Source organism: Pseudoalteromonas sp. M58, assembly GCF_042604605.1.
GTDB classification, from domain to species: Bacteria; Pseudomonadota; Gammaproteobacteria; order Enterobacterales; family Alteromonadaceae; genus Pseudoalteromonas; species Pseudoalteromonas tetraodonis.
Genome location: NZ_CP152390.1, coordinates 1,733,596 through 1,758,863, shown reverse-complemented (window position 1 = coordinate 1,758,863; position 25,268 = coordinate 1,733,596). Strand labels below are relative to the sequence as shown.

Genomic DNA, 25,268 nt, shown 5'->3' with positions numbered 1-25,268 from the left:
AAGCGCTTAAAGCGCTTTTTGTTTGGCCATGGTTTGTATTGTTTCAACCATGGCTTTTACTCCATTACCCCTAGACGCACTCAAATGACTGATTAAGCCAAGCTTTTCAAATTCATCATAAGCATTTACTGCTAACACTTCTTCGGGTGTTAAACCGTTATACAGGGCTAAAATTAACGCCAATAAGCCTTTTACTATGCGAGTATCAGAGTCACCAATTACAACCAGTGCATTCTCGGTTAGGTCAAACTCAACAAACATCCATACTTTACTCTCACAGCCTGGCACTAACGCATCATCTGTTTTTAATATATCGGCTAAAGGTGGCAGCGTTTTACCGAGTAACATAATTTCACGGTACTTTTGTTGCCAGCTACTACTGCTTTGAATACTTTTAGTTACGAGTTGATATGTGTGTGTCATTATTTATCCAAATTAGTCTAATAAAGCAATGCATTCTTTGAGTGCGGCAATAAATTGGTCTACATCTTTAGTCGTATTATAAAAAGCAAAACTCGCTCTCAGTGAACCATTTAGGTTTAAATGACTCATTAAAGGTTGGGTACAATGATGACCACTTCGTACAGCAATACCATAGCCGTCAAGTAAAGTTGACAGATCATAAGGATGTTCATTTTTATAATTAAAGCAAAGTGTGCCAATATTCGATTTGAGGTCGCTGTAGATAATAATACCGTCTATTTTGCTCAATGCGTTCGCTGCATAAATAAACAACTGCTGTTCATAGTGCTGTAATGTTTGCAGATCAAGCGCCATTAAATACTCAAGTGCAGCGCCAAAACCTAAAACACCGGCTATATTTGGCGTTCCTGCTTCAAATTTAGCCGGTGCATTACGATAAGTACTGTGCGTTAAGGTTACTTTTTCAATCATTTCACCGCCTGTTTGATAAGGCGATAGTGCATTAAGGGCTGTATAACGGCCATATAAACCGCCTAGCCCTGTTGGCCCCACCATTTTATGAGCAGAAAACACGTAAAAATCACAATCGAGCTTTTTTAAATTCGGTCTTAAATGCAGCGCCCCTTGTGCGCCATCGACTAAGGTTAGCGCGCCTACCGCCTTAGCTGAGGCTATTAAGGGGACTAAATCAGTAATATTGCCTAGCGCATTAGAAGCGTGAGTAATAGCCAGTAGTGCAGGGTTGGTGCGCTTAATCACTTCACAACACTGTGCTATATCAAACGTAGCATCTGCATTAAGTGGTAAAGTTTTTAATGTTGCCCCGGTTTGCGCTGCCAGTTCTTGCCACGGCACGATATTAGCGTGGTGTTCGATTGGGCTAATTAAAATAGTGTCAGCAGCTGTTAATGTATTTCTTAAGCCATGAGCAACTAAGTTAATCGCTTCAGTGGCACCTTTGGTCCAGACAATTTCGTTACTGGTTACCTGAAAATAATCGGCAACGCGTTGACGTACTTGCTCATAAGCCGCTGTAGCTTGCTCACTCAGCGTATGACGTCCGCGGTGAACATTTGCATTCTGTAAGGTGTAAAACTGTGTCGTAGCGTCAATCACGCATTGTGGTTTTTGTGTTGTTGCTGCTGAGTCTAAATAAACCAAAGGGTAGCCATTGATTGTCTGATTTAGAGTAGGAAAGTCATTACGGATTTTTTTAGGATCAAACGAGGACACAGACATAGGCTCATAAAGTTAATCAAGTGGGCAGGAATTGTAATCTGTTTAAGATAATTCTCAAGTAGCAGGTAATAAAAAAGGCCGCAGAGGCGGCCTTTTAAACTAACTTAATGCTTAGCGCTTGTCAGTTGCTTTATAATCACGGTGTGTTTCACCTGTGTAAAGCTGACGTGGACGGCTGATCTTATGACCAGGTTGAGAAAGCATCTCGTCCCAGTGTGAGATCCAACCTACAGTACGTGCCATTGCAAAGATTACAGTGAACATGCTGGTAGGGATGCCGATTGCTTTTAAGATAATACCTGAGTAGAAATCTACATTAGGGTAAAGTTTCTTCTCAACAAAGTACGGGTCTTCAAGTGCAATTTGCTCTAGTTTCATTGCGATATCAAGTAATGGATCTTGAATGTTTAGCTCTGCTAACACTTCATGACATGTTTGACGCATTACTGTTGCACGAGGATCGAAGTTTTTATAAACACGGTGTCCAAAGCCCATAAGACGGAACGGGTCCGCTTTATCTTTTGCTTTTGCTACGTATTCGTCAATGCGATCAACTGAGCCAATTTCTTCTAACATGTTTAAACATGCTTCGTTAGCACCGCCGTGAGCAGGGCCCCAAAGTGATGCAATACCCGCAGCAATACATGCATAAGGGTTAGCACCAGAAGAACCTGCTAAACGTACTGTAGACGTTGATGCATTTTGCTCATGGTCAGCATGAAGCATGAAGATTTTATCCATTGCTTTAGCTGTGACAGGGTTTACTTTGTATTCTTCAGCAGGCACAGAGAACATCATGTGTAAGAAGTTTTCTGCATAGCTTAAGTCATTGCGTGGATATACAAATGGTTGACCGATGTTTGTTTTGTACGCCATTGCTGCAATTGTTGGTAACTTAGCAACTAATTTAATAGCGCTTGTTTTACGTTGAACTGCATCAGTGATATCCAGATCTTCATGGTAGAAAGAAGATAAAGCACCAACCACACCACATAGCATCGCCATAGGGTGAGCGTCAAAACGGAAACCTTGGAAGAAGTTTGCGATTTTTTCATCTAGCATAGTGCTACGAGTGATTTTTGTAGCGAAATCATCGTATTGCTCTTTAGTTGGTAACTCACCATTTAATAGTAAGTAGCATAACTCAACGTAGTTAGAGCTTTCTGCTAACTGTTCGATTGGGTAACCACGGTGTAATAAAACACCCTTGCCACCATCGATGTAAGTGATGGTAGATTCACAAGAACCAGTCGACATGAAACCTGGGTCATAAGTAAAGTGACCATGTGAGCCGAGTGTACGTACGTCAATTACATCTTGGCCAGCAGTACCTTGATAAATTGGAAGTTCGATTGGATCTAGCCCATCAATATGGACCGTGGCTTTCTTATCTGCCATCTATGTATCTCCTATTAAGATAACTATTCTGATTTTTATATTCTAAAATCTATTCTAAGCACATCTTTACATTTTAACGTGAAAGAGGGGTATAAAGTCAATTTTTATAAGTATTATGCACATATGTATAATAAATATTCGGTATAGATTGAATATTATACCATTGGCTAATTCGCAAACGACTCAAAGTAAACAAGAATTGTAAAAGAGTCTCCGGCTATATATACTAACGGAGGTTTTTAACCAATTTGTATTTGGGTAAACTTTTTTTACATAATAATTTTCATAAAAAGTGAACTTTATTAGTATCAATACGTTTATTTTGATAGTTCCACCAGAAACATTTGGTGGGTTTTAGAAAAACAAGTAGATGAGCCCCACTGCGGGCAAGATGGGCAAGTAACTGTGAAAAAGCAAAGACCTGTAAATCTAGATCTAACAACTATATCTATGCCGGCAACGGCTAAAGCTTCAATTTTTCACCGCGTCACCGGTGTTGCATTATTTTTTGCTTTAACGTTTGTCATTTGGGCTTGGTCAGAGTCTCTTTCTTCAGCTGAAGGTTTTGAATTCGTCAAGAGTCTGTTTAACGGATTCATTGCCAAATTTATAGCTTGGGGCACCCTTTCTGTATTGGGTTATCACCTTATCGGTGGTATCCGTCACATTATTATGGATATGGGGCATTGGGAAGAACTTGAATCAGGCAATACTAGCGCTAAAATTGCGATGGCACTTGGCGTTGTGTTTGCTGTATTGGCAGGGGTGTGGATATGGTCTTAAATCAAGCAACTCTTAAACGTGATGGCGTACAAGATTTTGTATCTTTACGCACAACGGCATTAATAATCAGCGCGTATGCAATCTTTATTATTGGCTATTTTTTAGCAATGCCAGAAGTCACATATGAAGCCTGGACAGGCCTATTCTCAAACCTAGCAATGAAAGGGGCAACGTTAATCACCCTAGTTTGCATTATGGTTCATACCCGTATCGGCCTTTGGCAGGTTCTTACCGACTATGTAAAGAACGCTAAATTGCGTGCTTTTTTAGGCTTTGTACTAAACCTAATGGCTGTTGCTTACGTAGCTGTGGGTTTAATCGTTTTATGGGGTGTTTAAGTGAAATATTCTGTTCGTGAATTTGACGCCGTAGTAATTGGTGCCGGTGGTGCAGGTATGCGCGCTGCTCTTGCTATTACTGAATCTGGCAAAACATGTGCGCTAATCTCTAAAGTTTTCCCGACACGCTCACACACTGTATCTGCTCAAGGCGGTATTACAGTCGCGTTAGGTAACTCGCATGAAGATAACTGGGAATGGCATATGTATGATACCGTTAAAGGTTCCGATTTTATCGGTGACCAAGACGCTATCGAATACATGTGTCAAACTGGCCCAGAAGCTATTACTGAATTAGAAAACATGGGCTTACCATTTTCGCGTTTTGAAAATGGCCGTGTTTACCAACGTCCTTTCGGTGGTCAATCGAAAAACTTTGGTGGTGAACAGGCTGCGCGTACTGCAGCAGCAGCTGACCGTACGGGCCATGCATTATTACACCTTCTTTATCAACAAAACGTTAAAAACAAAACCAATGTATTCTCAGAATGGTATGCACTTGATTTAGTTAAAAACGATAATGGCGATGTAGTAGGCTGTACAGCGATTGAAATTGAAACAGGTGAAATCACCTTCTTCAAATCAAAAGCAGTTGTGTTAGCGACAGGTGGTGCAGGTCGTATTTTCGCATCAACAACCAATGCTCACATTAATACCGGTGACGGTGTTGGTATGGCTGCACGTGCTGGTATTTCTATGCAAGACATGGAAATGTGGCAGTTCCACCCGACAGGTATAGCTGGCGCTGGTACGCTAGTAACTGAAGGTTGTCGTGGTGAAGGTGGTTATCTTTTAAATAAAGATGGCGAACGCTTCATGGAACGTTACGCACCAAATGCTAAAGATTTAGCGTCTCGTGACGTTGTTGCTCGTTCAATGATGACAGAAATTCGTGAAGGTCGTGGTTGTGATGGTCCTTGGGGTCCTCACCTTAAGTTGAAACTTGACCACTTAGGCGAAGAAACGCTTAACTTACGTCTTCCAGGTGTATGTGATCTTGCTAAAACATTTGCTCACGTTGACCCTGCAAAAGAACCGATTCCAGTTATCCCAACATGTCACTACATGATGGGTGGTGTGCCAACAAACGTAAATGGTCAAGTACTTAATATCGATGCTGCTGGCAACGAAAAAGTAGTACAAGGTTTATTTGCTGTTGGTGAGATTGCGTGTGTATCTGTACATGGTGCTAACCGCTTAGGTGGTAACTCATTACTTGACTTAGTTGTATTTGGCCGTGCAGCAGGTAACTTCTTAGGTAAATACCTAAATGACGTTGAAATTTCTAAAGCGGCTTCAGAGTCTGACCTAGAAGCGTCTCTTGCGCGCTTTAACCGTTGGGAAAACTCAACAGCTGGTCAAGGCGAAGACCCAGTTCAAATCAAGAAAGACCTACAACAATGTATGCAGCTTAACTTCTCGGTATTCCGTGAAGGTGACTCAATGGCTACAGGTCTTACTGAACTTAAAGAAATCCGTGAACGTTTACAGCACGCGCGTCTTGATGACAAATCATCAGACTTTAACACCATGCGTATTGAATGTTTAGAACTAGACAACTTAATGGAAACAGCTTACTCAACTGCAGTAGCTGCAAACTTCCGTACTGAAAGCCGTGGCGCACACTCTCGCTTTGACTTCCCAGATCGTGATGACGAAAACTGGTTATGTCACTCAGTATTTAATCCGGTAACGGATGAAATGAGCAAGCGTAAAGTAAACTACGAGCCTAAAACACGTGAAGCTTTCCCACCTAAAGCACGTACCTACTAGGAGCGAGACGATGGCACAAGTACAATTTTCAGTTTATCGTTACAATCCGGATGTTGATAACGCACCTCGTATGCAAGATTACACTTTGCAAACTGAGGAAGGCCAAGACATGATGGTATTGGATGCACTTTTACTATTAAAAGAGCAAGATCCTACACTATCGTTTCGTCGTTCATGCCGTGAAGGCGTGTGTGGTTCAGACGGCGTAAACATGAATGGTAAGAACGGTTTAGCATGTATTACTCCTTTATCTACGCTGCAAAAAAATGGCAAAGGTAAAATCGTAGTGCGTCCATTACCTGGACTTCCTGTTGTTCGAGACCTTGTTATTGACATGAGTCAGTTCTACACTCAATACGAAAAAGTAAAACCGTATCTAATTAATGATGAGCCTGCTGCAGGTGAACGTCTTCAATCTATCGAAGAACGTGATAAATTAGATGGGCTTTACGAGTGTATTTTATGTGCATGTTGTTCTACATCGTGTCCTTCTTTCTGGTGGAATCCAGATAAGTTTATAGGTCCAGCAGGCCTTCTTCATGCTTACCGTTTCTTAGCTGATAGCCGAGACACAGCAACAGAAGAGCGTTTAGCTGACTTAGACGATGCATTCAGTGTGTTCCGTTGCCACAGTATCATGAACTGTGTTAGCGTTTGTCCTAAGGGTCTTAATCCGACCAAAGCAATTGGACAAATAAAATCTATGTTATTAAACCGCTCGGTTTAATTTCTAGTAGACGAAAGATGGCTAATAATTTATTAGCCATCTTGTTATATAACTATTAATTTCTGCGCTAAAAAAAAGGGCTTATAAATGCACGAAGGTGTGATGAAGGCATGGCTAGAATCTTCACATTTAAACGGCGGTAACGTTGCTTATGTTGAAGAGCTTTATGAAGCGTATTTAGACGATGCGACTTCGGTGCCAGAAGAATGGCGAGAAGTGTTCGAACAGTTACCAAAAGTAGATGGTGTGGATGTTGAAGTAAAACATTCAGAAGTTCGTTCACAATTTGCGGCGCTTGCTAAAAACAAGCATAGAGAAGTAGTGGTAGCAGAGGGCAGTGGTGGCGACCTTAAACAGGTTAAAGTACTGCAACTTATTAATGCTTTCCGTTTTCGTGGACACCAAAATGCAAACCTAGATCCACTAGGTATTTGGCAACGAGAACGTGTACGAGATTTAGAGCTAGAGTACCACGACTTATCGGATGCTGACTTTGACCGCGAATTTAACGTAGGATCGTTTGCCGTTGGCCGCGATACTATGCCTTTAGGTGAGTTATACCAAGCACTAAAAACCACTTACTGTGGTTCTATTGGCGCCGAGTATATGCACATCACATCAACAGAAGAAAAGCGTTGGTTACAACAGCGTTTAGAGTCTGTTCAGTCTAGGCCAAAATTTGATAAAAATGAAAAGCTACGAATCCTCAAGGGATTAACAGCGGCTGATGGTCTTGAAAAATATTTAGGGGCTAAGTTCCCGGGTGCTAAGCGTTTCTCACTTGAAGGTGGCGATGCGTTAGTGCCAATGTTAAAAGAGCTTATTCACCGTGCCGGTGAAAGTGGCCAAAAAGAAGCCGTTATTGGTATGGCCCACCGTGGTCGCTTAAATGTTCTTGTTAATGTGCTAGGCAAAAATCCATCAGAACTTTTTGATGAGTTTGCTGGCAAGCACAAAGAAACGTTAAGCTCAGGTGATGTTAAATACCACATGGGTTATTCATCAGATTTCGCGACTAAAGGTGGCAACGTGCACATGGCACTTGCGTTTAACCCGTCGCATTTAGAAATCGTAAATCCGGTGGTTATGGGCTCTGTGCGTGCACGTCTTGATCGTCTTAATGACAAAACAGGCAGCAAAGCACTTCCAATCACTATCCACGGCGACTCAGCAATTGCAGGTCAGGGTGTTGTTCAAGAAACGTTTAACTTATCGCAAACTAATGCATTTAGTTGTGGCGGTAGTATCCGTATTGTTGTTAATAACCAAGTTGGTTTTACAACAAGTAAAAAAGACGATGTACGCTCAACTGATTACTGTACTGATATCGCAAAAATGGTTCAATCGCCAATTTTCCACGTAAACTCTGATGATCCTGAAGCGGTTGCTTTTGTAACGCAACTCGCGCTTGATTTTAGAAATCAGTTTAAACGTGACGTTGTGATTGACCTTGTTTGTTACCGTCGCCATGGTCATAACGAAGCTGATGAGCCTAACGCTACACAGCCAATTATGTACCAAAAAATTAAAAAACACCCAGTACCTCGTTTAATCTACGCGGATCAGCTGATTTCTGAAGGTTCTTTCACAGAAGATGAAGTGAAAGCGCTTGCTGATGATTACCGTAATGGTTTAGACGATGGCAACTGTGTTGTTGAAGAAATACAGCCAGAAACATCACACTCTTCAGATTGGGCTAAGTATGTAGGCCATGAATGGAGTGTTGATTACGATGCTAGCGTTTCGGTAGAAAAGCTTAAAGAACTTGGTAACATAGTTGCAAGTTACCCAGAAGAGTACAAAGCACAATCTCGTGTTAAAAAAATATACGATGATCGTAAAGCAATGGCTGCTGGCGAAAAACCACTTGATTGGGGTATGGCAGAAACTTTAGCGTATGCAACTATTGCAGCTGAAGGCACTGATATTCGTCTAACTGGACAAGATTCAGGCCGTGGTACCTTCTTCCACCGTCATGCGGTTGTTCATAGTCAAAAAGATGGTGCAACGTATTTACCATTACAGAACCTTAGTGAAGATCAAGGTACGTTTGAAGTGTTCGACTCAGTACTGTCTGAAGAAGCGGTATTAGCATTTGAATATGGTTATGCAACTGCAGAGCCGACTTCATTAGTATTGTGGGAAGCACAATTTGGTGATTTCGCTAATGGTGCACAGGTGGTATTTGACCAGTTCTTAAGTTCAGGTGAGCAAAAGTGGGGTCGCTTATGTGGCTTAACGTGTTTGTTACCTCATGGCTATGAAGGTCAGGGTCCAGAGCACAGCTCGGCTCGTCTAGAACGCTTTTTACAGCTTTGTGCTGATCACAACATGCAAGTATGTGTGCCATCAACACCGGCGCAAGTGTACGCAATGTTACGTCGTCAATCAGTTAGACCACTGCGTCGTCCATTGATTGTAATGACACCGAAATCGTTATTACGTCATCCATTAGCAACATCGACACTTGAAGAGTTATCTGAAGGTGTGTTCCACAATATCATTGATGAAATTGATGAGATTGATGCTAAGAAAGTAGAACGTGTTGTATTTTGTAGCGGCAAAGTTTACTACGAACTATTACAAGAGCGTCGTAAACTTGAGCAAGACAATATTGCAATTGTTCGTGTTGAGCAGCTTTACCCGTTCCCACATGACGAAATGAAAGCAATTATTGAACGTTACCAACACGTTACTGATTTTGTGTGGTGTCAGGAAGAGCCGCAAAACCAAGGCGCTTGGTACTGTTCACAACATCACTTTGTTGATGCAATTCCACAAGGTGCAAAATTGAAATATGCAGGCCGTAAGGCATCAGCATCTCCTGCATGTGGATATATGTCAGTACATACTAAAGAACAACAAGCGCTCGTTGCCGACGCGCTTACTATAGAAAAGAAAGGATAAGCAATGAGCACAGAAATTAAAGTTCCTGTTCTTCCTGAGTCGGTTGCAGATGCTTCCGTTGCTACATGGCATGTAAGTGTTGGCGACAGAGTAAGCCGTGACCAAAACTTAGTAGATATTGAAACAGACAAAGTGGTTTTAGAAGTGGTTGCACAAAATGACGGTGTGATCACTGAAATTTCACAAGAAGAAGGTGCTACGGTACTTGGTGACCAAGTGATCGGTTTAATTGGTGATGCGCAAGAAGCATCACCAAGTAAAGAGCCAAAAGAAGATAGCTCAGCATCAGAAAAATCAGAAGACGCGCCGGCGGCGCAATCAGCACCAGCATCAGAAGGTAAAGAAGTGGATATTAAAGTACCTGTACTTCCAGAATCAGTTGCAGATGCAACAATTGCTACTTGGCATGTTCAACCAGGTGACGCGGTAACACGCGACCAAAACTTGGTTGATATTGAAACAGATAAAGTTGTACTTGAAGTGGTTGCCCAAGAAGACGGCGTTATGGGTGAAATCATTCATGACGAAGGCGATACTGTTCTTGGTGAGCAAGTAATTGGTAAAGTAAAAGCAGGCGCTGCACCCGCTAAATCTGACGCTAAAGCGGATGCACCAGCAGCCAAAGAAGAAAGCTCAAGCGAGGGTTCAGATGTGTTAACGCCATCAGTTCGTCGTTTAATTGCTGAGAAAGGCCTTGATGCATCAAAAATCAAAGGTTCAGGCAAAAATGGTCGTGTGACTAAAGAAGATGTTGATCAATTCTTAAAATCACCTGCGCCAGCGGCAAAAGCAGAAGCAGCGCCAGCAGCACCTATGGGTGACCGTACACAAAAACGTGTGCCTATGACACGTTTACGTAAAACAATTGCGAATCGTCTTCTTGAAGCGAAAAACTCTACTGCAATGTTAACTACATTTAACGAAGTTAACATGAAGCCAATCATGGATCTTCGTAAGCAGTACCAAGAAGTATTTGAAAAGCGCCACGGTATCCGTTTAGGTTTCATGTCTTTCTACGTGAAAGCAGTGACTGAAGCGTTAAAGCGTTTCCCAGATGTAAATGCATCAATTGATGGCGATGATATTGTTTACCACAACTATTTCGACATCAGCATTGCTGTTTCTACACCTCGTGGCTTAGTAACACCTGTACTCAAAGACTGTGACAAGCTATCTGTTGCAGAAATCGAAAAGGGGATTCGTGAGCTAGCGCTTAAAGGTCGTGATGGTAAGCTAACGCTTGACGATATGACCGGCGGTAACTTCACTATCACCAACGGTGGTGTATTTGGTTCGTTACTATCTACTCCAATTATTAACTTACCGCAGTCTTCAATTTTGGGTATGCACAAAATCCAAGATCGTCCAATGGCTGTAAACGGTAAAGTTGAAATCTTACCTATGATGTACTTAGCGTTATCTTACGATCACCGCCAAATCGATGGTAAAGAATCAGTTGGTTTCTTAGTAACAATTAAAGAGTTACTTGAAGATCCAACACGTTTACTGCTGGATGTTTAATTAAGTAGTATAAAATATAAGCTGTGAGTTAAAATCACAGCTTTTTTTTTGTGCCTATGGTCATACTGGGGTTTTCATGTAGCGCCATGAGATCTATACTAGGCACGCAATTTGGGATAGTTGTTTATTTGCATAAATATTCAACTCTTTTAATATAAAAAATTGGATAAAGCATCATGAATTTGCATGAGTATCAGGCAAAACAACTTTTTGCCGAATATGGTTTACCAGTTTCTCAAGGTTTCGCTTGCGATACACCTGAAGAAGCTGCAGCAGCTGCTGAAAAGATTGGCGGCGATATGTGGGTTGTTAAAACTCAGGTTCACGCAGGTGGACGTGGTAAAGCTGGCGGTGTAAAGCTAGTTAAAACTATCGACGAAGTTAAAGCGTTTGCAGCTAACTGGTTAGGTAAAAACCTAGTTACTTACCAAACAGACGAGAAAGGCCAGCCAGTTGCTAAAATTTTAGTAGAAAGCTGTACTGACATCGCTAACGAGCTGTACTTAGGTGCTGTTGTTGACCGTGCTTCTCGTAAAGTTGTGTTCATGGCGTCTACTGAAGGCGGCGTTGAAATTGAAACTGTTGCTGAAGAAACACCAGAACTTATCCACAAAGCTGAGATCGATCCATTAGTAGGTCCTCAAGCTTACCAAGCACGTGAGCTTGGTTTTAAATTGGGTCTTAACCCAACGCAAATGAAACAGTTTGTTAAGATCTTCATGGGTCTTGGTAATATGTTCAACGATTTCGATTTCGCATTACTTGAAATCAACCCGCTAGTAATCACAGATGAAGGTAACCTTCACTGTCTAGATGGTAAAATCGGTATCGATGGTAATGCACTTTACCGTCAACCTAAAATCCGTGAAATGCATGATCCATCTCAAGAAGATGCGCGTGAAGCTCACGCAGCAAGCTTCGAGCTTAACTACGTAGCCCTTGATGGTAACGTAGGTTGTATGGTTAACGGTGCAGGCCTAGCAATGGGTACTATGGACATCGTAAACCTACACGGTGGCAAGCCAGCTAACTTCCTAGATGTTGGCGGCGGCGCAACGAAAGAACGTGTATCTGAAGCATTCAAAATTATCCTTTCAGATGACAACGTTAAAGCTGTTTTAGTTAACATCTTCGGCGGTATCGTTCGTTGTGACATGATTGCAGAAGGCATCATTGGCGCAGTTAAAGAAGTAGGTGTAACAGTACCAGTAGTTGTACGTTTAGAAGGTACTAATGCTGAATTAGGCCGTGAAGTACTTGCTAAGTCTGATCTTAACATCATCGCTGCTGAATCATTAACAGACGCGGCTGAAAAAGTTGTTGCTGCTGCGGAGGGCAAATAATGTCTGTATTAATCAATAAAGATACAAAAGTTATCTGTCAAGGTTTCACTGGTGGTCAAGGTACTTTCCACTCAGAGCAAGCGCTTGAGTACGGTACACAAATGGTTGGTGGTGTAAGCCCAGGTAAAGGCGGTCAAACGCACCTTGGTCTTCCAGTATTTAACACAGTACGTGATGCTGTAGAAGCAACTGGCGCAACTGCATCAGTTATCTACGTACCGGCACCTTTTTGTAAAGATGCAATCTTAGAAGCAATCGATGCGGGCATCGAGCTAATTGTTTGTATCACTGAAGGTATTCCTACACTTGATATGGTTGACGTTAAAGTTAAACTAGATCAAACAGGTACACGTATGATCGGTCCTAACTGTCCAGGTGTTATCACTCCTGGTGAGACTAAGATTGGTATCATGCCTGGTCACATCCACAAGCCTGGTAAAGTAGGTATTGTTTCTCGCTCTGGTACTTTAACGTACGAAGCGGTTAAGCAAACTACAGATGCTGGTTTTGGTCAGTCTACGTGTGTTGGTATTGGTGGCGACCCAATCCCAGGTACTAACTTTATCGACGTTTTAGAAATGTTCGAAAAAGACGACCAAACTGAAGCAATCGTAATGATTGGTGAAATTGGTGGTACTGCAGAAGAAGAAGCTGCAGAGTACATCAAAGCTAACGTAACTAAACCTGTTGTTTCTTACATTGCTGGTGTTACTGCACCAGAAGGTAAGCGTATGGGTCACGCTGGCGCAATCATCGCAGGCGGTAAAGGTACTGCTGATGAGAAATTTGCTGCATTAGAAGCTGCGGGCGTAAAAACTGTACGTTCACTTGCTGATATCGGTAAAGCACTTAAAGAAAAAACAGGCTGGTAATCAGCGGTTATTCTTTAAAAAAAGGCTCGCAATTGCGAGCCTTTTTGTTATCTATGACTAGAGCGTATTGCCCTTAATCTTAAAACGGGTAACTAATATGCTGAAAAAATCGCAGAGATAAATCTTGGCGCTGCTTATTAATAGCTAATTCATCACAGAATGCATGAACGGTTTTCTCTACTTGGTTCATAAAGCGACCATAGCCAATCTCATGTTTGTTATGTGCGGCGGCAACAATCACAAAATGTAGCGTCTCTACTAGTTTATTTTCATCAAAAAATACTTTTATTTGTGGCGCTGAATCTTCTATATCAAAACTAATTTTTTGTAACTCACTATTTCCCTCATTTCTATCCACTTCACTATTACGAATTATTGGCATTGCCCCATTGGCAACCATCGCTGCATGGGTGAGTTTATTATCTTCACAAAGTTGACTAAATAACTGTGAAAAGTGGCTATAAAACGGCTTATAAGTTTGGCTATTAATTTGTGTTTGAAATTGCGTTTTAATATTACGTGACACGGGAATAGAGAAGGTGACGTAAGTCATTTCAGCATGGCTACTGGGTATTGCGCATTGTCTGGATTGATAGCGAGGGTATAAACTTCTTAGTTTATAACCATAGCTTTCTTTATTACCTTTTTCTTTAGCGAATAAGTCATAGGTTAAATGTTGATGATCGCGTAGCTTAAAGCTTGGCTGGTCTAAAAATAACTGATCTTGTAAATGACTCAATACTTTTTGTACATTGGTATGAAATTGCGCTGAGTGGGCACGTATATCTTCGCCAGTAGCTAAAAACAATAGGCGTATTTTTTTACTTTGCTGATTTTCTGTGTGATGAAGTTTATGCGCTTCATGGTAACGAGGGTTATAAAAAAACAACATTTGCTTATCGGTTTCAAGTTGGTAAGACTCATCATGAAATCTCACCACAGGGAGTTTATCATTTGCGAGTAAATGGACATTATGCAGTTCATATTCATCACATGATGCAAATAACTGACGCGCAATTCGTTCATAGCAAGCATTAATATTACTGAAGTTTTTATAAAAATCTTCATTAGGTGTAATTTCGGCTAATAAGTAATGATTTGCACGTGCATTACTTGGAATATATATGCGGTGTTGATTTAATGAGGCCATCTTCGTTCCTTTAAGTTGGGGTTATTCGTTTACTATAAATCGCTTTAATGACTTTAATATTGCGCTAAAACAAATTTTGCTCATAAACTATCCCTTATCTAACAAACTTTGGTAATAACTGCATAAACCCGCATCTATTACTGTATGTTAAGGTTGGTTTTTGTAATAATGCAGTAGTTTTGTTATCACGCAATATACAGAGGTTTATAATCCTATGGCGGAAATCGAGAATCGCCCAAATAACTTTATTAGAACCCGAATTGATGAAGATTTAGCAAGTGGAAAACATGCCACAACGCATACCCGTTTTCCACCTGAACCTAATGGCTTTTTACATATTGGCCATGCAAAATCAATTTGCCTAAATTTTGGTATCGCCAAAGACTATAACGGTTTATGTAACCTTCGTTTTGACGATACAAACCCAGAAAAAGAAGATATTAACTACGTTAATTCAATTAAAGAAGACGTACAGTGGTTAGGGTTTAATTGGGATGGTGAGATTAAGTATTCGTCAAACTATTTTGATCTACTTTATGGTTATGCGGTAGAGCTTATTAATAAAGGCTTAGCGTATGTTTGTTTCTTAACTGCAGATCAAGCTCGCGAATACCGTGGTACATTAAAAGAGCCTGGTAAAAACAGCCCATACCGCGAAACATCACCTGAAGAAAACCTCGCATTATTTGAAAAAATGCGTAACGGTGAATTTAAAGAAGGTGAATGTGTCCTTCGCGCTAAAATAGATATGGCCAGCTCATTTATGGTGCTGCGCGATCCAATTATATACCGTATACGTTTTGCTAATCATCATCAAACAGCGGATAAGTGGTGCATTTACCCAATGTACGACTTCACGCATTGTATTTCTGATGCACTTGAAGGCATTACTCATTCATTATGTACGCTAGAGTTCCAAGATAACCGTCGTTTATATGACTGGGTATTGGATAACATCAGCCTTGAATGTCACCCGCAACAAATTGAGTTTTCACGTTTAAACCTTGAATACACAATTATGTCAAAGCGTAAGCTTAATGACTTAGTGGTTAATAAGCACGTAGAAGGGTGGGATGATCCGCGTATGCCAACCATTGCGGGTCTGCGTCGTCGTGGTTATACACCGGCATCTGTGCGTGAATTTTGTCAGCGTATCGGTATTACCAAGCAAGAAAATATGGTTGAAATGGGCATGCTTGAAGCGTGTATCCGTGATGACTTAAACGAAAATGCTCCGCGTGCAATGGCTGTACTTGATCCAGTGAAAATTGTGATTGAGAATTATGAAGCCGATAAAGTAGAAACGCTTTCTGTGGCTAATCACCCAAATAAAGAAGAAATGGGTCGCCGTGAAGTGCCTTTCACGCGTGAAATTTTTATCGAACGCGAAGATTTCCGTGAAGAAGCGAACAATAAGTTTAAACGTTTAGTGCTTGATAAAGAAGTACGCTTACGTGGTGCTTATGTGATTAAGGCAGAGCGTGTTGAAAAAGACGACAATGGTGAAATTACAACTATTTACTGTACTTACGATCCTGAAACATTGGGTAAAAATCCAAGCGATGGTCGTAAAGTAAAAGGGGTTATTCATTGGGTATCTGCGCCTGAGTCAGTGACAGCTGAAGTACGTTTATATGACCGTTTATTCAGTGTGCCTAACCCTGCAGCCGCAGAGGACTTTGAAAGCACGTTAAACCCAGACTCATTAGTGGTTATTTCTAATGCTAAACTTGAACCTTCATTGGCTAATTCTGTACCTGCACAAGGTTTTCAGTTTGAGCGTACTGGTTATTTCTCACGTGATACTAAATCAGAAAACCTGGTATTTAACCAAACGGTAGGCTTACGTGATTCGTGGGCTAAAATAGAGCACAAATAATACTGCTCTATTTTCTAGTTATAAAAAAACCTGCTTAATAGCAGGTTTTTTTTATTAAACTAAATAGGCTTTTAACTATTGCTTTGCGCAAATGCTTTACACGCGTCTTTATCTTCACATTCGCCATATAGGTAAAGAGAGTGATTGGTCAGCTTAATACCGTTTTCTTCAGCTATTTCAAGTTGACGACGTTCAATTAAATCATCTTCAAACTCAACAACCTTGCCACATTTTAAACACACTAAGTGGTCATGGTGAGTGCTGCCAGAAAGTTCAAATACTGACTTACCGCCTTCAAAGTGGTGACGGCTTACAATTCCTGCATCATCAAATTGATTTAAAACACGGTAAACAGTCGCAAGACCAATTTCTTCGCCTAGATCTAATAAAACCTTGTAAACATCTTCAGCGCTTATGTGTTGGTTATCTGGAGATTGAAGAATCTCTAAAATTTTAATACGCGGTAAAGTTACCTTTAGCCCGGCTTTTTTAAGTTCCAAGTTATGATCAGTCATTAAATCTGTCTCAATTTTATTTAGTTATACTAGACATCTTGCAAGATGTACTCGTCACAATAACAGTTAGGATAACGTGCCTTAGCAGGAAGTGCAAAGAACAATTGATCTATATCAATATTAACGCGGAAAATGCTAACTGTTTGATAATATTTTAAACAGTTAGCATTTAAAAGGGGGGGATTAATCTGCTAACTCACTTAAGCACATTTCATCATATACCTGAGCACACCACTGCTTAACACGCTGCTCAGTCAATTCTGGCTGACGGTCTTCATCAATACCTAAACCAACAAAATGTTTGTCATCAGCCATGCCTTTTGATGCTTCAAAATCATAACTGTCTGTTGGCCAATGGCCAACAACAATAGCACCACGCTCTGTTACGATATCGTTGATCATGCCCATAGCATCTAAGAAGTATTCTGCATAGTCTTCTTGGTCGCCACAGCCAAAAATAGCCACTAGTTTACCTTCAAAGCTTACTTCTTCAAGCTCAGGAAAGAAATCATCCCAATCACATTGCGCTTCACCATAATACCAAGTTGGAATACCGAATAAGATCAGATCAAACTCAGCAATCTCTTCTTTAGAGCTTTTTGCAATGTCATGCACAGCAACGAGCTTTTTACCCAATTCTTTTTGGATCATTTTTGCTACGTGTTCTGTGTTACCTGTGTCACTTCCGAAAAAAATGCCTACACTTGCCATGGATTTAAACCTTTTATCTATCAATAGCCAATCTTTCTTGTAAAATTGTTTCGATCAACGCACTGCGGCTAATATTTTGTGCATCTGCCATATCACTCAGTGCCTGATACAGCTGTGACGAAACTTTAAATTCAACACGCTTTAAACCACGTGCCTTATCTCTTTTTATTTGATTACGTTTATTAACCTTTAACTGCATATCCCGAGGAAGGGGATTAGTTTTAGGTCTTCCTGGACGTTTCTCGTATTCAAATAAATCAAGCGTTGTTCTATCTGTTTCTGACTTGGCCATGCTTAACCTACACCCGCACCTTGCCAAAATACCTGAATAAGTCCTTTGGCAATAAAGCCAGAGCAACCTAAAAAGAGTACCAGCCACACAATATAACGACCAAATTTAGGCACATTGCCGCTTTTCAGTACGTCTTTAATTGCCAAGCCGATAAAAATAAAAATACCTGCTAAGCCAAAATACAACCCTAAGGTATCAAATTCGTTAATAAACTGACTGACCATCGACGTATAACCTTTAAATTAAACGGCGCGTACTATAGCACATAAATCTTTAATTATTTAGTGTGATAAATCAAAAACACGCCATAAAAATAACATTAAACTGCAGTTAAAAAATCATTGATTGCTTTGTTTACAGCCTGTGGTTTTTGGGCATGTAACCAATGACCCGCACCATGAATGATTTTTGCACTGACGTTTTTAAACAGCGCATTAATCGCTTCGCGATGCTCGGTTAAAATGTAGTCAGAGTCATTACCTTTAATAAACAGAGTTTCGCACAAACAAGAATTATTTGCATTAATATTTGCGGTAATAGTTGAATATTTATCATCGAGCACAGGTAAATTAAAGCGCCAAACAAAGTGCCCATCATCATTTTTATATAAGCTTTTTAATAAAAACTGACGTACACCTAACTCCTCTATATACGGTTGCATTATTAAATCAGCTTGCTTTCTATCACTAATATCTGCATTTTTTACTGCATTTAAAGCCTCAAGTATTTGAGTATGGCGCGCAGGGTAGCTCACAGGCGCAATATCAAGAACCACTAGTTTATCGACTAAATCAGTATGGCTCAGTGCTATTTGCATCGCCACTTTGCCGCCCATAGAGTGCCCAACCAGATGCGCTTTTTGTATGTTTAATGCCGTCATTAATTCAACAACATCATTAGCCATTTCAGTATAATCCATTTCATCGCTGTGGGGCGAAAGGCCATGATTACGTAAATCAACATTGGTTACGCAAAAATGCTCGCTTAATGGCTTTGCAATCACATTAAGGTTTTCTAAAGAGCCAAACAGTCCATGGATCAAAATAACATTTGGACCTTGACCAATTTGTTTGTAATTTAATTGCATAGACGCCTCCTTCAATTTTGCGCATAGTTTGCCGAGCATTACCCTAAAAAGCAAAAAATACAGATATTATTTGTATGTTGGACTCAAAAATACCTAGCTTCCTGATTATTTAGTAATTATTAATTACTACTATGTTTAGAGTCGCGTGGGTTGTAACTCGCATTTCTAACTGGATTGGGTATATACCCAAACCATCACAAGATACAGAATTCAGCGTTTGACCGGGGCTTAATATCAAGGCGTTAGTTTGCAACAATGGTGATCCCTTTTAAAAATTAACAACGATGAGAGTAAGTTCCTGTGAAACGCCCAGAGGGTTGGTTTAAAAGCGATTTATACTGCGTTATTGGTTTTAGCAATAGAACGACTATTGTTTGCAATCAATGCCTTGCCTAAATCGCTTTTAATTCCAACTGAAACTCGCATCTTGAGGTGATTTGGGTATAATCATATCGAAAGAAAAATGTGACCCGTAATGACAGGAAGAACATGAAACAAATCGACATAGACGACGAGTTATATCAGTACATTGCAAGCAATACACAGAGTATTGGTGAGAGTGCATCCACTATTTTACGTCGTTTATTAAATCTCAACGGCGAAAAAATTAACACCACTAAACTAGACACTGATCATAAAAATGAAACCGTTAGTGTGTCTAATTCATCACTTGAACAACCTATAGCAGACGTTGAACAGCCAACCCAAGTGGCAAAACCGCCGGTAAATAAAAAAAATGCAAACGTATTTAATATTTTAAATAAAGAAGAATTGGCGATGCAAAAAGGCGTTGTAGGTCGTTTTTTATTTATTTTAAGTGCATTTTATCGAACGCATAAAACAGACTTCTCTGCGGTGCTAGATATTAAAGGTCGAGATCGTGTTTACTTCGCGACCAGTAAAGAAGACTTAGTGAATAGCGGTAGTAGTATGAACCCAAAAAATATCACTGACAGTGAATATTGGGTGATGACCAATTCTAATACCACGCGTAAAAAAATGATGCTGCATGAAGTTGCACTTAGTTTAGGCTACAGCAACGAGCAAGCTGAAAAAATTCGTGATTATCTTTAAGGAAAGACCATGGCAATTCATTCCGGCGCAGGTAAAACTGCACCACAATCGGCTTTAGTGAATGTACCAAAGTTAGTGTCTGCGTATTATTTAAATGAGCCTGACTTAGAGCAAAACCCCGAGCACTGTGTTGCATTTGGCACCTCAGGGCATCGAGGCTGTGCCTACGATGTAAAATTTAACGAATCGCACATATTATCAATTACCCAAGCTATTTGTGATTACAGAAAACAGAACGATATATTTGGTCCGTTATTTTTAGGTAAAGATACCCACGCACTGAGCGAGGCGGCCTTTAACTCAGCAATTGAAGTGTTGGTTGCTAATGAAGTCCAAGTTATCACCCAAGAAAATGGTGACTTTACTCCAACGCCAGTTATTAGCCATGCTATTGTTAGTTATAATAAAAATCATCCTAATGAGCTTGCCGATGGCATTGTAGTGACTCCATCTCATAATCCACCAGAAGATGGCGGTTTTAAATATAACCCGCCCAATGGCGGTCCTGCAGACACAGACGTTACAAAATGGATTGAAGACAGAGCCAATCAATTATTATTAGAAGACTTAGTTGAAGTAGAACTGTTTCCTTTTGCTAAAGCTTCACGTTCTGGTTTTATTCGCTACGAAGATTTAATGACGCCTTATATTGATGATTTAAAAAACATTATTAATTTAAAAGCGATTAGCGATGCAGGCATCAAGATTGGTATTGATCCATTAGGTGGCTCAGGCATTAACTTTTGGCCAGTGATTGCGCAAAAATATAATTTAGATTTAACGGTCGTTAATGACAGTGTTGATCCACGTTTTGCATTTATGCCGCTTGATAAAGATGGCAAAATTCGTATGGATTGCTCATCACCTTATTCAATGGCTAATTTAATTGCGCTTAAAGATGATTTTGATTTATCGATTGGTAATGACCCTGATTATGACCGTCACGGCATAGTAACACCAGATGGGTTAATGAATCCTAATCACTTTTTAGCCGTAGCGATTGACTATTTACTAACGCATCGTGATTGGGATGCCAGTGTTGAAATCGGTAAAACCCTTGTTTCTAGCTCAATGATTGACAAGGTAACTGAGCGCAACAAGCGTAAAGTAAAAGAAGTACCCGTTGGCTTTAAATGGTTTGTTGAGGGTTTAAACAAAGGCAAATTGGCCTTTGGTGGTGAAGAAAGCGCTGGTGCGGCTTTCTTACGTTTTGATGGCACGGTTTGGTGTACAGATAAAGATGGCTTTATCATGGGCTTACTCGCCGCTGAAATTCTTGCAGTTACAGGTAAAACACCGTCTGCGCTGTATAAAGAACTAGAGCAAGAATTTGGTGCGCCACTTTATAAACGCCTAGATGCGCCAGCAACGCCTGAGCAAAAGTCGCGATTAAAAGCACTCAGTGCTGATGACGTAAAAGCAGATACCTTAGCGGGTGAGCCTATTTTACAAAAGCTAACTCATGCGCCAGGTAATAATGCAGCTATTGGTGGGCTAAAAGTGGTAACTGAAAGCGGCTGGTTTGCGGCGCGTCCGTCAGGTACGGAAGATATTTATAAAATTTACTTAGAATCATTTAAAGGCGAAGAGCACTTAGCTTTATTAGAAAAAGAAGCTAAAAAACTGGTTGATTCAGTGATTAGCTAATATGCAATTACAACTAAAAACGGCTGATTTTATCAGCCGTTTTTGTATCTATAATTTTAAAAAAAGGGCTTTTATCGTTATGTCAGCCACTGCAGAATATATTAATCAATTAAAACAAGATGGTGATTTTTTAACGCTTTCGCGTAACCATGAATGGCATTTAGAGGCAGGTCAATTTACGCTTAATAACAATACTCAGGTTACCATACACGATACCGGAGTAATTGAGTTTGAACCAGATTGTATAACTTCAAAAAATGTGGTGCTATCCAGTGCCATTCATGGCAATGAAACAGCCCCCATTGAAATTTGCGATGAACTCATTAAACACATTATTAGTGGGCAACTTGAATTACAACAACGTGTTTTATTTATTTTTGGTAATCCTCAGTCAATTAATATTGGTAAACGATTTGTAGAAGAGAACTTAAACCGCTTGTTTAACGGCCACCACACTGTTGATGGCATTGCGATGAACGACGAACGCGTTCGCGCTGATAAACTTGAGCAATATGTTAGCGATTTTTATGCGCGTTCAGAGCAGGGTACGTATCGCTGTCATTATGATTTACATACCGCTATTCGCGGTTCTAAAAACGAAAAATTTGCTGTCTACCCATTCTTACATGGCAAGCCTTGGAAAAAGTCGCAACTGCAGTTCTTATTAAGCTGTGGTGTAAATACAGTATTGATGATGAAGTCGCCTGCTACCACGTTTAGCTACTATTCGTCGTTTGTGCATGGGGCTGACTCATTTACTGTAGAGCTTGGGCAAGTGAAACCCTTTGGTGAAAACGACATGTCACGCTTTGCAAAAACAAAACAAACTCTAACTGCATTAATTAGCCAAAAAGAAGTAAAATACCCAGAATTTAATGCAAGCGACTTTGAGTTGTTTTCTGTTCATCGAACTATTAACCGCACAGAGCAAAACTTTAGTTTTCCGTTTTCTGACGATGCCGAGAATTTTACAGGGTTTGCAAAGGGTGAGCTTTTAGCCACCGATGGCGATAATGCCATATATGCCGACGTAGAAGGGGAAGCAATTATTTTTCCTAACGCACAGGTTGCCATTGGGCAACGTGCATTACTCACGGTAGTCCCTATGCAAGTGGATAGCCGCTTTAGCTAAATCAACACATCAGACCACTTGTTATGAAAGTTTAACCAACTGATTAATAAGTGGTTAATTTTATGTATAGTTAACTTGCCAGTTTTTTGCTCATTATTTACTTTTCTTTGGTCACAGTTTTGTTGAATAACACTTTACGTTAACGTAAAGTGTTGGCAGCTTTAATTAAATACAGTGCAGATGTTGCAAAGTTTATTCAGCAACTATCACCCATAATAATAATCCAAAGGGGCGCTGTGATACCGACAACAAAAGAAGGTAGGTTATGAGTAATCCCAATAACGTATCGCTGAATATTAATCATGAGCTTGAGTTTATTGACGGCCACGCACTTAATATTCCAACCCTGAGTATTTTAACTGAGGACGGCGACATTCATCCTAGTGCTCCTGCACCTGATATTTCTAAACACACCGCTATTAAATTATACGAAACCATGCGTTTTATTCGTTTATTGGATGAACGTATGCAGGGTGCTCAACGCCAAGGCCGCGTCAGCTTTTACATGCAATGTTTAGGGGAAGAAGCGGCGGTAACAGCCTCTGCTGCAGCCCTTGAACAAGATGACATGATCATGGCGCAATACCGTGAACAAGCAGCCTTGCACTACCGTGGATTTACCCTTGATCAATTTATGAACCAAATGTTTTCTAATGAATTAGATTTAGGTAAAGGCCGTCAAATGCCGATCCATTATGGCTCTAAAGCACTTAACTACATGACCATTTCATCACCTTTGGGAACACAAATTCCACAGGCTACGGGTTACGCATATGGTCAAAAAGTAAAACACATTGATGCTAAAACAGGTGAACTAGCAAGTACTATTGATAACGTTACTATTTGTTATTTTGGTGAAGGGGCTGCTTCAGAAGGTGATTTTCATGCAGGCTTAAATATGGCTGCAGTACATAAAGCACCGGTTATCTTTTTTGCACGTAACAATGGTTATGCTATTTCAACCCCAGCCGATGAGCAATTTAAAGGCGATGGGATTGCATCGCGTGGTGTGGGTTATGGTATTAAAACTATTCGTGTTGATGGCAGTGATGCGCTCGCCGTTTACGCGGCTACTAAAAAAGCCCGCAAAATTGCTGCAACACAAGGTGAACCGGTATTAATTGAATCGATAGCGTATCGTTTAGGTGCGCATTCAACATCAGATGATCCAAGCGGTTACCGTTCAAAAGATGAAGAAGCAAACTATAAAACATGCCCAATTGAGCGCTTTAGAAAATGGTTAGTAAAACAAAATTGGTTAGATGACGCAGAAGATATCAAAGCGAAAGAAACAATTCGTGATGATATTTTAGCGGCACTAAAACGCGCTGAAGTAATTGATAAGCCGGCGTTAGAAGAGCTAATTTCAGATGTTTACGATACGCCAATTCCATCTTTACAACGTCAATATGATGAACTTAAAACGCATATAAAAGCACATCCAGACGCCTACCCAACAACAGCAGGGAGAATTAAGTAATGGCTAAAATGAACATGCTACATGCAATTAATTCTGCTTTAGATATCACCATGAATGAACATCCTCAAGCGTGTATTTTTGGTGAAGACGTGGGTTATTTTGGCGGTGTTTTTAGAGCAACATCAGGGTTACAAGAAAAGTACGGTAAGCATCGCGTATTCAATACCCCGCTCACAGAGCAAGGTATTTTAGGCTTTGCAAATGGTTTGGCAGCCTTTGGTGCACCTGCATTGGCAGAGATTCAATTTGCTGATTACATCTTTCCTGCGTTTGATCAAATTGTGAATGAATCGGCTAAGTTTCGTTATCGTAGTGGTAATGAGTTTAATGTGGGTAATCTAACGATTCGTACACCTTACGGTGGCGGTATTGCTGGTGGTTTGTATCACTCGCAATCGCCAGAAGCGTACTTTGCTCACACGCCAGGGTTAAAAATTGTCGTGCCGCGTAACCCGTACCAAGCTAAAGGCTTACTGCGTGCGTGTATTAAAGACGACAACCCAGTGCTATTTTTTGAGCCCAAACGTTTATACCGTGCTTCAACTGGTGAAGTGCCTGAAGAAGATTACAGCATTGAACTTGGTAAAGCTGAAGTGGTTCAAGAGGGTACTGACGTTACTTTATTAGCGTGGGGTGCACAAATGGAAATTATAGAAGCAGCGGCAAAGCAAGCCAGTGAACAGGGCATTAGCTGTGAAGTGATTGACCTTCGCAGTATTTTACCATGGGATGTTGAAACGATTGCTAAATCAGTGACTAAAACAGGCCGTCTTATTGTTAGTCATGAAGCACCTATTACCAACGGTTTTGGCGCAGAAATAGCCGCAACCATCGCTCAAGAGTGTTTTCTGCATTTAGAGTCGCCTATTTTACGTGTTTGTGGCCTAGATACGCCATACCCGCTGGCGCTCGAAAAAGAATATGTTCCAGATGCATTAAAAGTAATGGCCGCAATTAAACAATCAGTGAACTTTTAG

General features: G+C 40.5%; 23 protein-coding genes. 14 read left to right on the top strand and 9 right to left on the bottom strand.

All coding sequences use genetic code 11. The annotated features are described in order from the left end of the window. Positions 1-6: 6 nt before the first annotated feature. The 3 genes from AAGD16_RS08085 to AAGD16_RS08075 form a co-directional block, all read right to left on the bottom strand. Positions 7-423 (bottom strand): SufE family protein, encoded by a 417-nt coding sequence (locus AAGD16_RS08085; protein WP_024603040.1) that lies wholly within the window; start codon positions 421-423, stop codon positions 7-9. 12 nt (positions 424-435) lie between these two features. Further along, positions 436-1,662 (bottom strand): aminotransferase class V-fold PLP-dependent enzyme, encoded by a 1,227-nt coding sequence (locus tag AAGD16_RS08080; RefSeq protein ID WP_036954659.1) that lies wholly within the window; start codon positions 1,660-1,662, stop codon positions 436-438. A 111-nt stretch (positions 1,663-1,773) separates the two neighbouring features. Next, on the bottom strand, positions 1,774-3,060 hold the full coding sequence (locus tag AAGD16_RS08075; protein WP_013465014.1) for a citrate synthase: 1,287 nt from the start codon (positions 3,058-3,060) through the stop codon (positions 1,774-1,776). 405 nt (positions 3,061-3,465) lie between these two features. On the opposite strand from AAGD16_RS08075, the gene sdhC reads away from it, so the two are divergent. From sdhC to sucD, 8 genes are all read left to right on the top strand, one after another. Continuing rightward, on the top strand, positions 3,466-3,843 hold the full coding sequence (sdhC, locus tag AAGD16_RS08070; RefSeq protein WP_076916082.1) for a succinate dehydrogenase, cytochrome b556 subunit: 378 nt from the start codon (positions 3,466-3,468) through the stop codon (positions 3,841-3,843). Further along, positions 3,834-4,181 carry a succinate dehydrogenase, hydrophobic membrane anchor protein gene (gene sdhD, locus AAGD16_RS08065; RefSeq protein WP_013465012.1) on the top strand — a complete coding sequence of 116 codons (348 nt, stop codon included), beginning with the start codon at positions 3,834-3,836 and terminating at the stop codon, positions 4,179-4,181. The genes sdhC and sdhD overlap by 10 nt, the downstream gene beginning before the upstream one ends. Beyond that, on the top strand, positions 4,182-5,954 hold the full coding sequence (gene sdhA, locus AAGD16_RS08060; RefSeq protein WP_013465011.1) for a succinate dehydrogenase flavoprotein subunit: 1,773 nt from the start codon (positions 4,182-4,184) through the stop codon (positions 5,952-5,954). Positions 5,955-5,964: 10 nt separating this feature from the next. Beyond that, a complete protein-coding gene (locus AAGD16_RS08055) occupies positions 5,965-6,681 on the top strand; it encodes a succinate dehydrogenase iron-sulfur subunit (RefSeq protein ID WP_008112091.1) in 717 nt (238 codons plus the stop codon). Between the two features lie 87 nt (positions 6,682-6,768). Beyond that, positions 6,769-9,588 carry a 2-oxoglutarate dehydrogenase E1 component gene (gene sucA / locus AAGD16_RS08050; RefSeq protein WP_064662497.1) on the top strand — a complete coding sequence of 940 codons (2,820 nt, stop codon included), beginning with the start codon at positions 6,769-6,771 and terminating at the stop codon, positions 9,586-9,588. A gap of 3 nt (positions 9,589-9,591) precedes the next feature. Beyond that, complete coding sequence (gene odhB / locus AAGD16_RS08045) at positions 9,592-11,109, top strand: 2-oxoglutarate dehydrogenase complex dihydrolipoyllysine-residue succinyltransferase (RefSeq protein WP_377111171.1); 1,518 nt, start codon at positions 9,592-9,594, stop codon at positions 11,107-11,109. Positions 11,110-11,285: 176 nt separating this feature from the next. Further along, positions 11,286-12,452 (top strand): ADP-forming succinate--CoA ligase subunit beta, encoded by a 1,167-nt coding sequence (gene sucC / locus AAGD16_RS08040; protein WP_008464053.1) that lies wholly within the window; start codon positions 11,286-11,288, stop codon positions 12,450-12,452. Next, the gene (sucD, locus tag AAGD16_RS08035) at positions 12,452-13,324 is read left to right on the top strand and encodes a succinate--CoA ligase subunit alpha (RefSeq protein WP_024603036.1); all 873 of its coding nucleotides are present in this window, start codon (positions 12,452-12,454) and stop codon (positions 13,322-13,324) included. The genes sucC and sucD overlap by 1 nt, the downstream gene beginning before the upstream one ends. Positions 13,325-13,403: 79 nt before the next feature. Here the strand turns inward: sucD and AAGD16_RS08030 are convergent, their stop codons facing one another. Beyond that, a complete protein-coding gene (locus AAGD16_RS08030; RefSeq protein ID WP_377111168.1) occupies positions 13,404-14,474 on the bottom strand; it encodes a DUF3083 family protein in 1,071 nt (356 codons plus the stop codon). Positions 14,475-14,688: 214 nt separating this feature from the next. Here AAGD16_RS08030 and glnS point away from each other — a divergent pair, with 214 nt between their 5' ends. Further along, positions 14,689-16,353, top strand: a complete 1,665-nt coding sequence (gene glnS / locus AAGD16_RS08025) for a glutamine--tRNA ligase (RefSeq protein ID WP_013465005.1) — start codon at positions 14,689-14,691, stop codon at positions 16,351-16,353. Between the two features lie 71 nt (positions 16,354-16,424). Here the strand turns inward: glnS and fur are convergent, their stop codons facing one another. From fur to AAGD16_RS08000, 5 genes are all read right to left on the bottom strand, one after another. Next, positions 16,425-16,868 (bottom strand): ferric iron uptake transcriptional regulator, encoded by a 444-nt coding sequence (gene fur / locus AAGD16_RS08020; protein WP_013465004.1) that lies wholly within the window; start codon positions 16,866-16,868, stop codon positions 16,425-16,427. Positions 16,869-17,051: 183 nt separating this feature from the next. Next, positions 17,052-17,579, bottom strand: a complete 528-nt coding sequence (gene fldA / locus AAGD16_RS08015; protein ID WP_008113772.1) for a flavodoxin FldA — start codon at positions 17,577-17,579, stop codon at positions 17,052-17,054. Between the two features lie 13 nt (positions 17,580-17,592). Continuing rightward, on the bottom strand, positions 17,593-17,871 hold the full coding sequence (gene ybfE / locus AAGD16_RS08010) for a LexA regulated protein (RefSeq protein WP_008113775.1): 279 nt from the start codon (positions 17,869-17,871) through the stop codon (positions 17,593-17,595). A 2-nt stretch (positions 17,872-17,873) separates the two neighbouring features. Beyond that, positions 17,874-18,095 (bottom strand): DUF2788 domain-containing protein, encoded by a 222-nt coding sequence (locus AAGD16_RS08005; RefSeq protein WP_008113777.1) that lies wholly within the window; start codon positions 18,093-18,095, stop codon positions 17,874-17,876. Between the two features lie 95 nt (positions 18,096-18,190). Further along, positions 18,191-18,958 carry an alpha/beta fold hydrolase gene (locus AAGD16_RS08000; RefSeq protein ID WP_008113779.1) on the bottom strand — a complete coding sequence of 256 codons (768 nt, stop codon included), beginning with the start codon at positions 18,956-18,958 and terminating at the stop codon, positions 18,191-18,193. Positions 18,959-19,447: 489 nt separating this feature from the next. Here AAGD16_RS08000 and seqA point away from each other — a divergent pair, with 489 nt between their 5' ends. The 5 genes from seqA to AAGD16_RS07975 all read left to right on the top strand — a co-directional run bounded on the left by seqA (position 19,448) and on the right by AAGD16_RS07975 (position 25,268). After that, complete coding sequence (gene seqA / locus AAGD16_RS07995) at positions 19,448-20,032, top strand: replication initiation negative regulator SeqA (protein ID WP_008113782.1); 585 nt, start codon at positions 19,448-19,450, stop codon at positions 20,030-20,032. 9 nt (positions 20,033-20,041) lie between these two features. Next, positions 20,042-21,679 (top strand): phosphoglucomutase (alpha-D-glucose-1,6-bisphosphate-dependent), encoded by a 1,638-nt coding sequence (gene pgm, locus AAGD16_RS07990; protein ID WP_013465002.1) that lies wholly within the window; start codon positions 20,042-20,044, stop codon positions 21,677-21,679. A gap of 79 nt (positions 21,680-21,758) precedes the next feature. Further along, the gene (gene astE, locus AAGD16_RS07985; protein ID WP_013465001.1) at positions 21,759-22,811 is read left to right on the top strand and encodes a succinylglutamate desuccinylase; all 1,053 of its coding nucleotides are present in this window, start codon (positions 21,759-21,761) and stop codon (positions 22,809-22,811) included. A 265-nt stretch (positions 22,812-23,076) separates the two neighbouring features. Beyond that, the gene (locus tag AAGD16_RS07980; protein ID WP_013465000.1) at positions 23,077-24,291 is read left to right on the top strand and encodes a thiamine pyrophosphate-dependent dehydrogenase E1 component subunit alpha; all 1,215 of its coding nucleotides are present in this window, start codon (positions 23,077-23,079) and stop codon (positions 24,289-24,291) included. After that, positions 24,291-25,268, top strand: coding sequence for an alpha-ketoacid dehydrogenase subunit beta (locus tag AAGD16_RS07975; RefSeq protein WP_013464999.1), 978 nt, complete (start codon positions 24,291-24,293; stop codon positions 25,266-25,268). The genes AAGD16_RS07980 and AAGD16_RS07975 overlap by 1 nt, the downstream gene beginning before the upstream one ends.

Excerpts from the sequence above, each read along its gene's own strand:
- AAGD16_RS08085 (WP_024603040.1), bottom strand. The coding sequence starts at position 423 with ATGACACACACATATCAACTCGTAACTAAAAGTATTCAAAGCAGTAGT.
- AAGD16_RS08080 (WP_036954659.1), bottom strand. The coding sequence starts at position 1,662 with ATGTCTGTGTCCTCGTTTGATCCTAAAAAAATCCGTAATGACTTTCCT.
- AAGD16_RS08075 (WP_013465014.1), bottom strand. The coding sequence starts at position 3,060 with ATGGCAGATAAGAAAGCCACGGTCCATATTGATGGGCTAGATCCAATC.
- sdhD (WP_013465012.1), top strand. The coding sequence starts at position 3,834 with ATGGTCTTAAATCAAGCAACTCTTAAACGTGATGGCGTACAAGATTTT.
- AAGD16_RS08055 (WP_008112091.1), top strand. The coding sequence starts at position 5,965 with ATGGCACAAGTACAATTTTCAGTTTATCGTTACAATCCGGATGTTGAT.
- sucA (WP_064662497.1), top strand. The coding sequence starts at position 6,769 with ATGCACGAAGGTGTGATGAAGGCATGGCTAGAATCTTCACATTTAAAC.
- odhB (WP_377111171.1), top strand. The coding sequence starts at position 9,592 with ATGAGCACAGAAATTAAAGTTCCTGTTCTTCCTGAGTCGGTTGCAGAT.
- sucC (WP_008464053.1), top strand. The coding sequence starts at position 11,286 with ATGAATTTGCATGAGTATCAGGCAAAACAACTTTTTGCCGAATATGGT.
- sucD (WP_024603036.1), top strand. The coding sequence starts at position 12,452 with ATGTCTGTATTAATCAATAAAGATACAAAAGTTATCTGTCAAGGTTTC.
- AAGD16_RS08030 (WP_377111168.1), bottom strand. The coding sequence starts at position 14,474 with ATGGCCTCATTAAATCAACACCGCATATATATTCCAAGTAATGCACGT.
- glnS (WP_013465005.1), top strand. The coding sequence starts at position 14,689 with ATGGCGGAAATCGAGAATCGCCCAAATAACTTTATTAGAACCCGAATT.
- fur (WP_013465004.1), bottom strand. The coding sequence starts at position 16,868 with ATGACTGATCATAACTTGGAACTTAAAAAAGCCGGGCTAAAGGTAACT.
- fldA (WP_008113772.1), bottom strand. The coding sequence starts at position 17,579 with ATGGCAAGTGTAGGCATTTTTTTCGGAAGTGACACAGGTAACACAGAA.
- ybfE (WP_008113775.1), bottom strand. The coding sequence starts at position 17,871 with ATGGCCAAGTCAGAAACAGATAGAACAACGCTTGATTTATTTGAATAC.
- AAGD16_RS08005 (WP_008113777.1), bottom strand. The coding sequence starts at position 18,095 with ATGGTCAGTCAGTTTATTAACGAATTTGATACCTTAGGGTTGTATTTT.
- AAGD16_RS08000 (WP_008113779.1), bottom strand. The coding sequence starts at position 18,958 with ATGCAATTAAATTACAAACAAATTGGTCAAGGTCCAAATGTTATTTTG.
- seqA (WP_008113782.1), top strand. The coding sequence starts at position 19,448 with ATGAAACAAATCGACATAGACGACGAGTTATATCAGTACATTGCAAGC.
- pgm (WP_013465002.1), top strand. The coding sequence starts at position 20,042 with ATGGCAATTCATTCCGGCGCAGGTAAAACTGCACCACAATCGGCTTTA.
- astE (WP_013465001.1), top strand. The coding sequence starts at position 21,759 with ATGTCAGCCACTGCAGAATATATTAATCAATTAAAACAAGATGGTGAT.
- AAGD16_RS07980 (WP_013465000.1), top strand. The coding sequence starts at position 23,077 with ATGAGTAATCCCAATAACGTATCGCTGAATATTAATCATGAGCTTGAG.
- AAGD16_RS07975 (WP_013464999.1), top strand. The coding sequence starts at position 24,291 with ATGGCTAAAATGAACATGCTACATGCAATTAATTCTGCTTTAGATATC.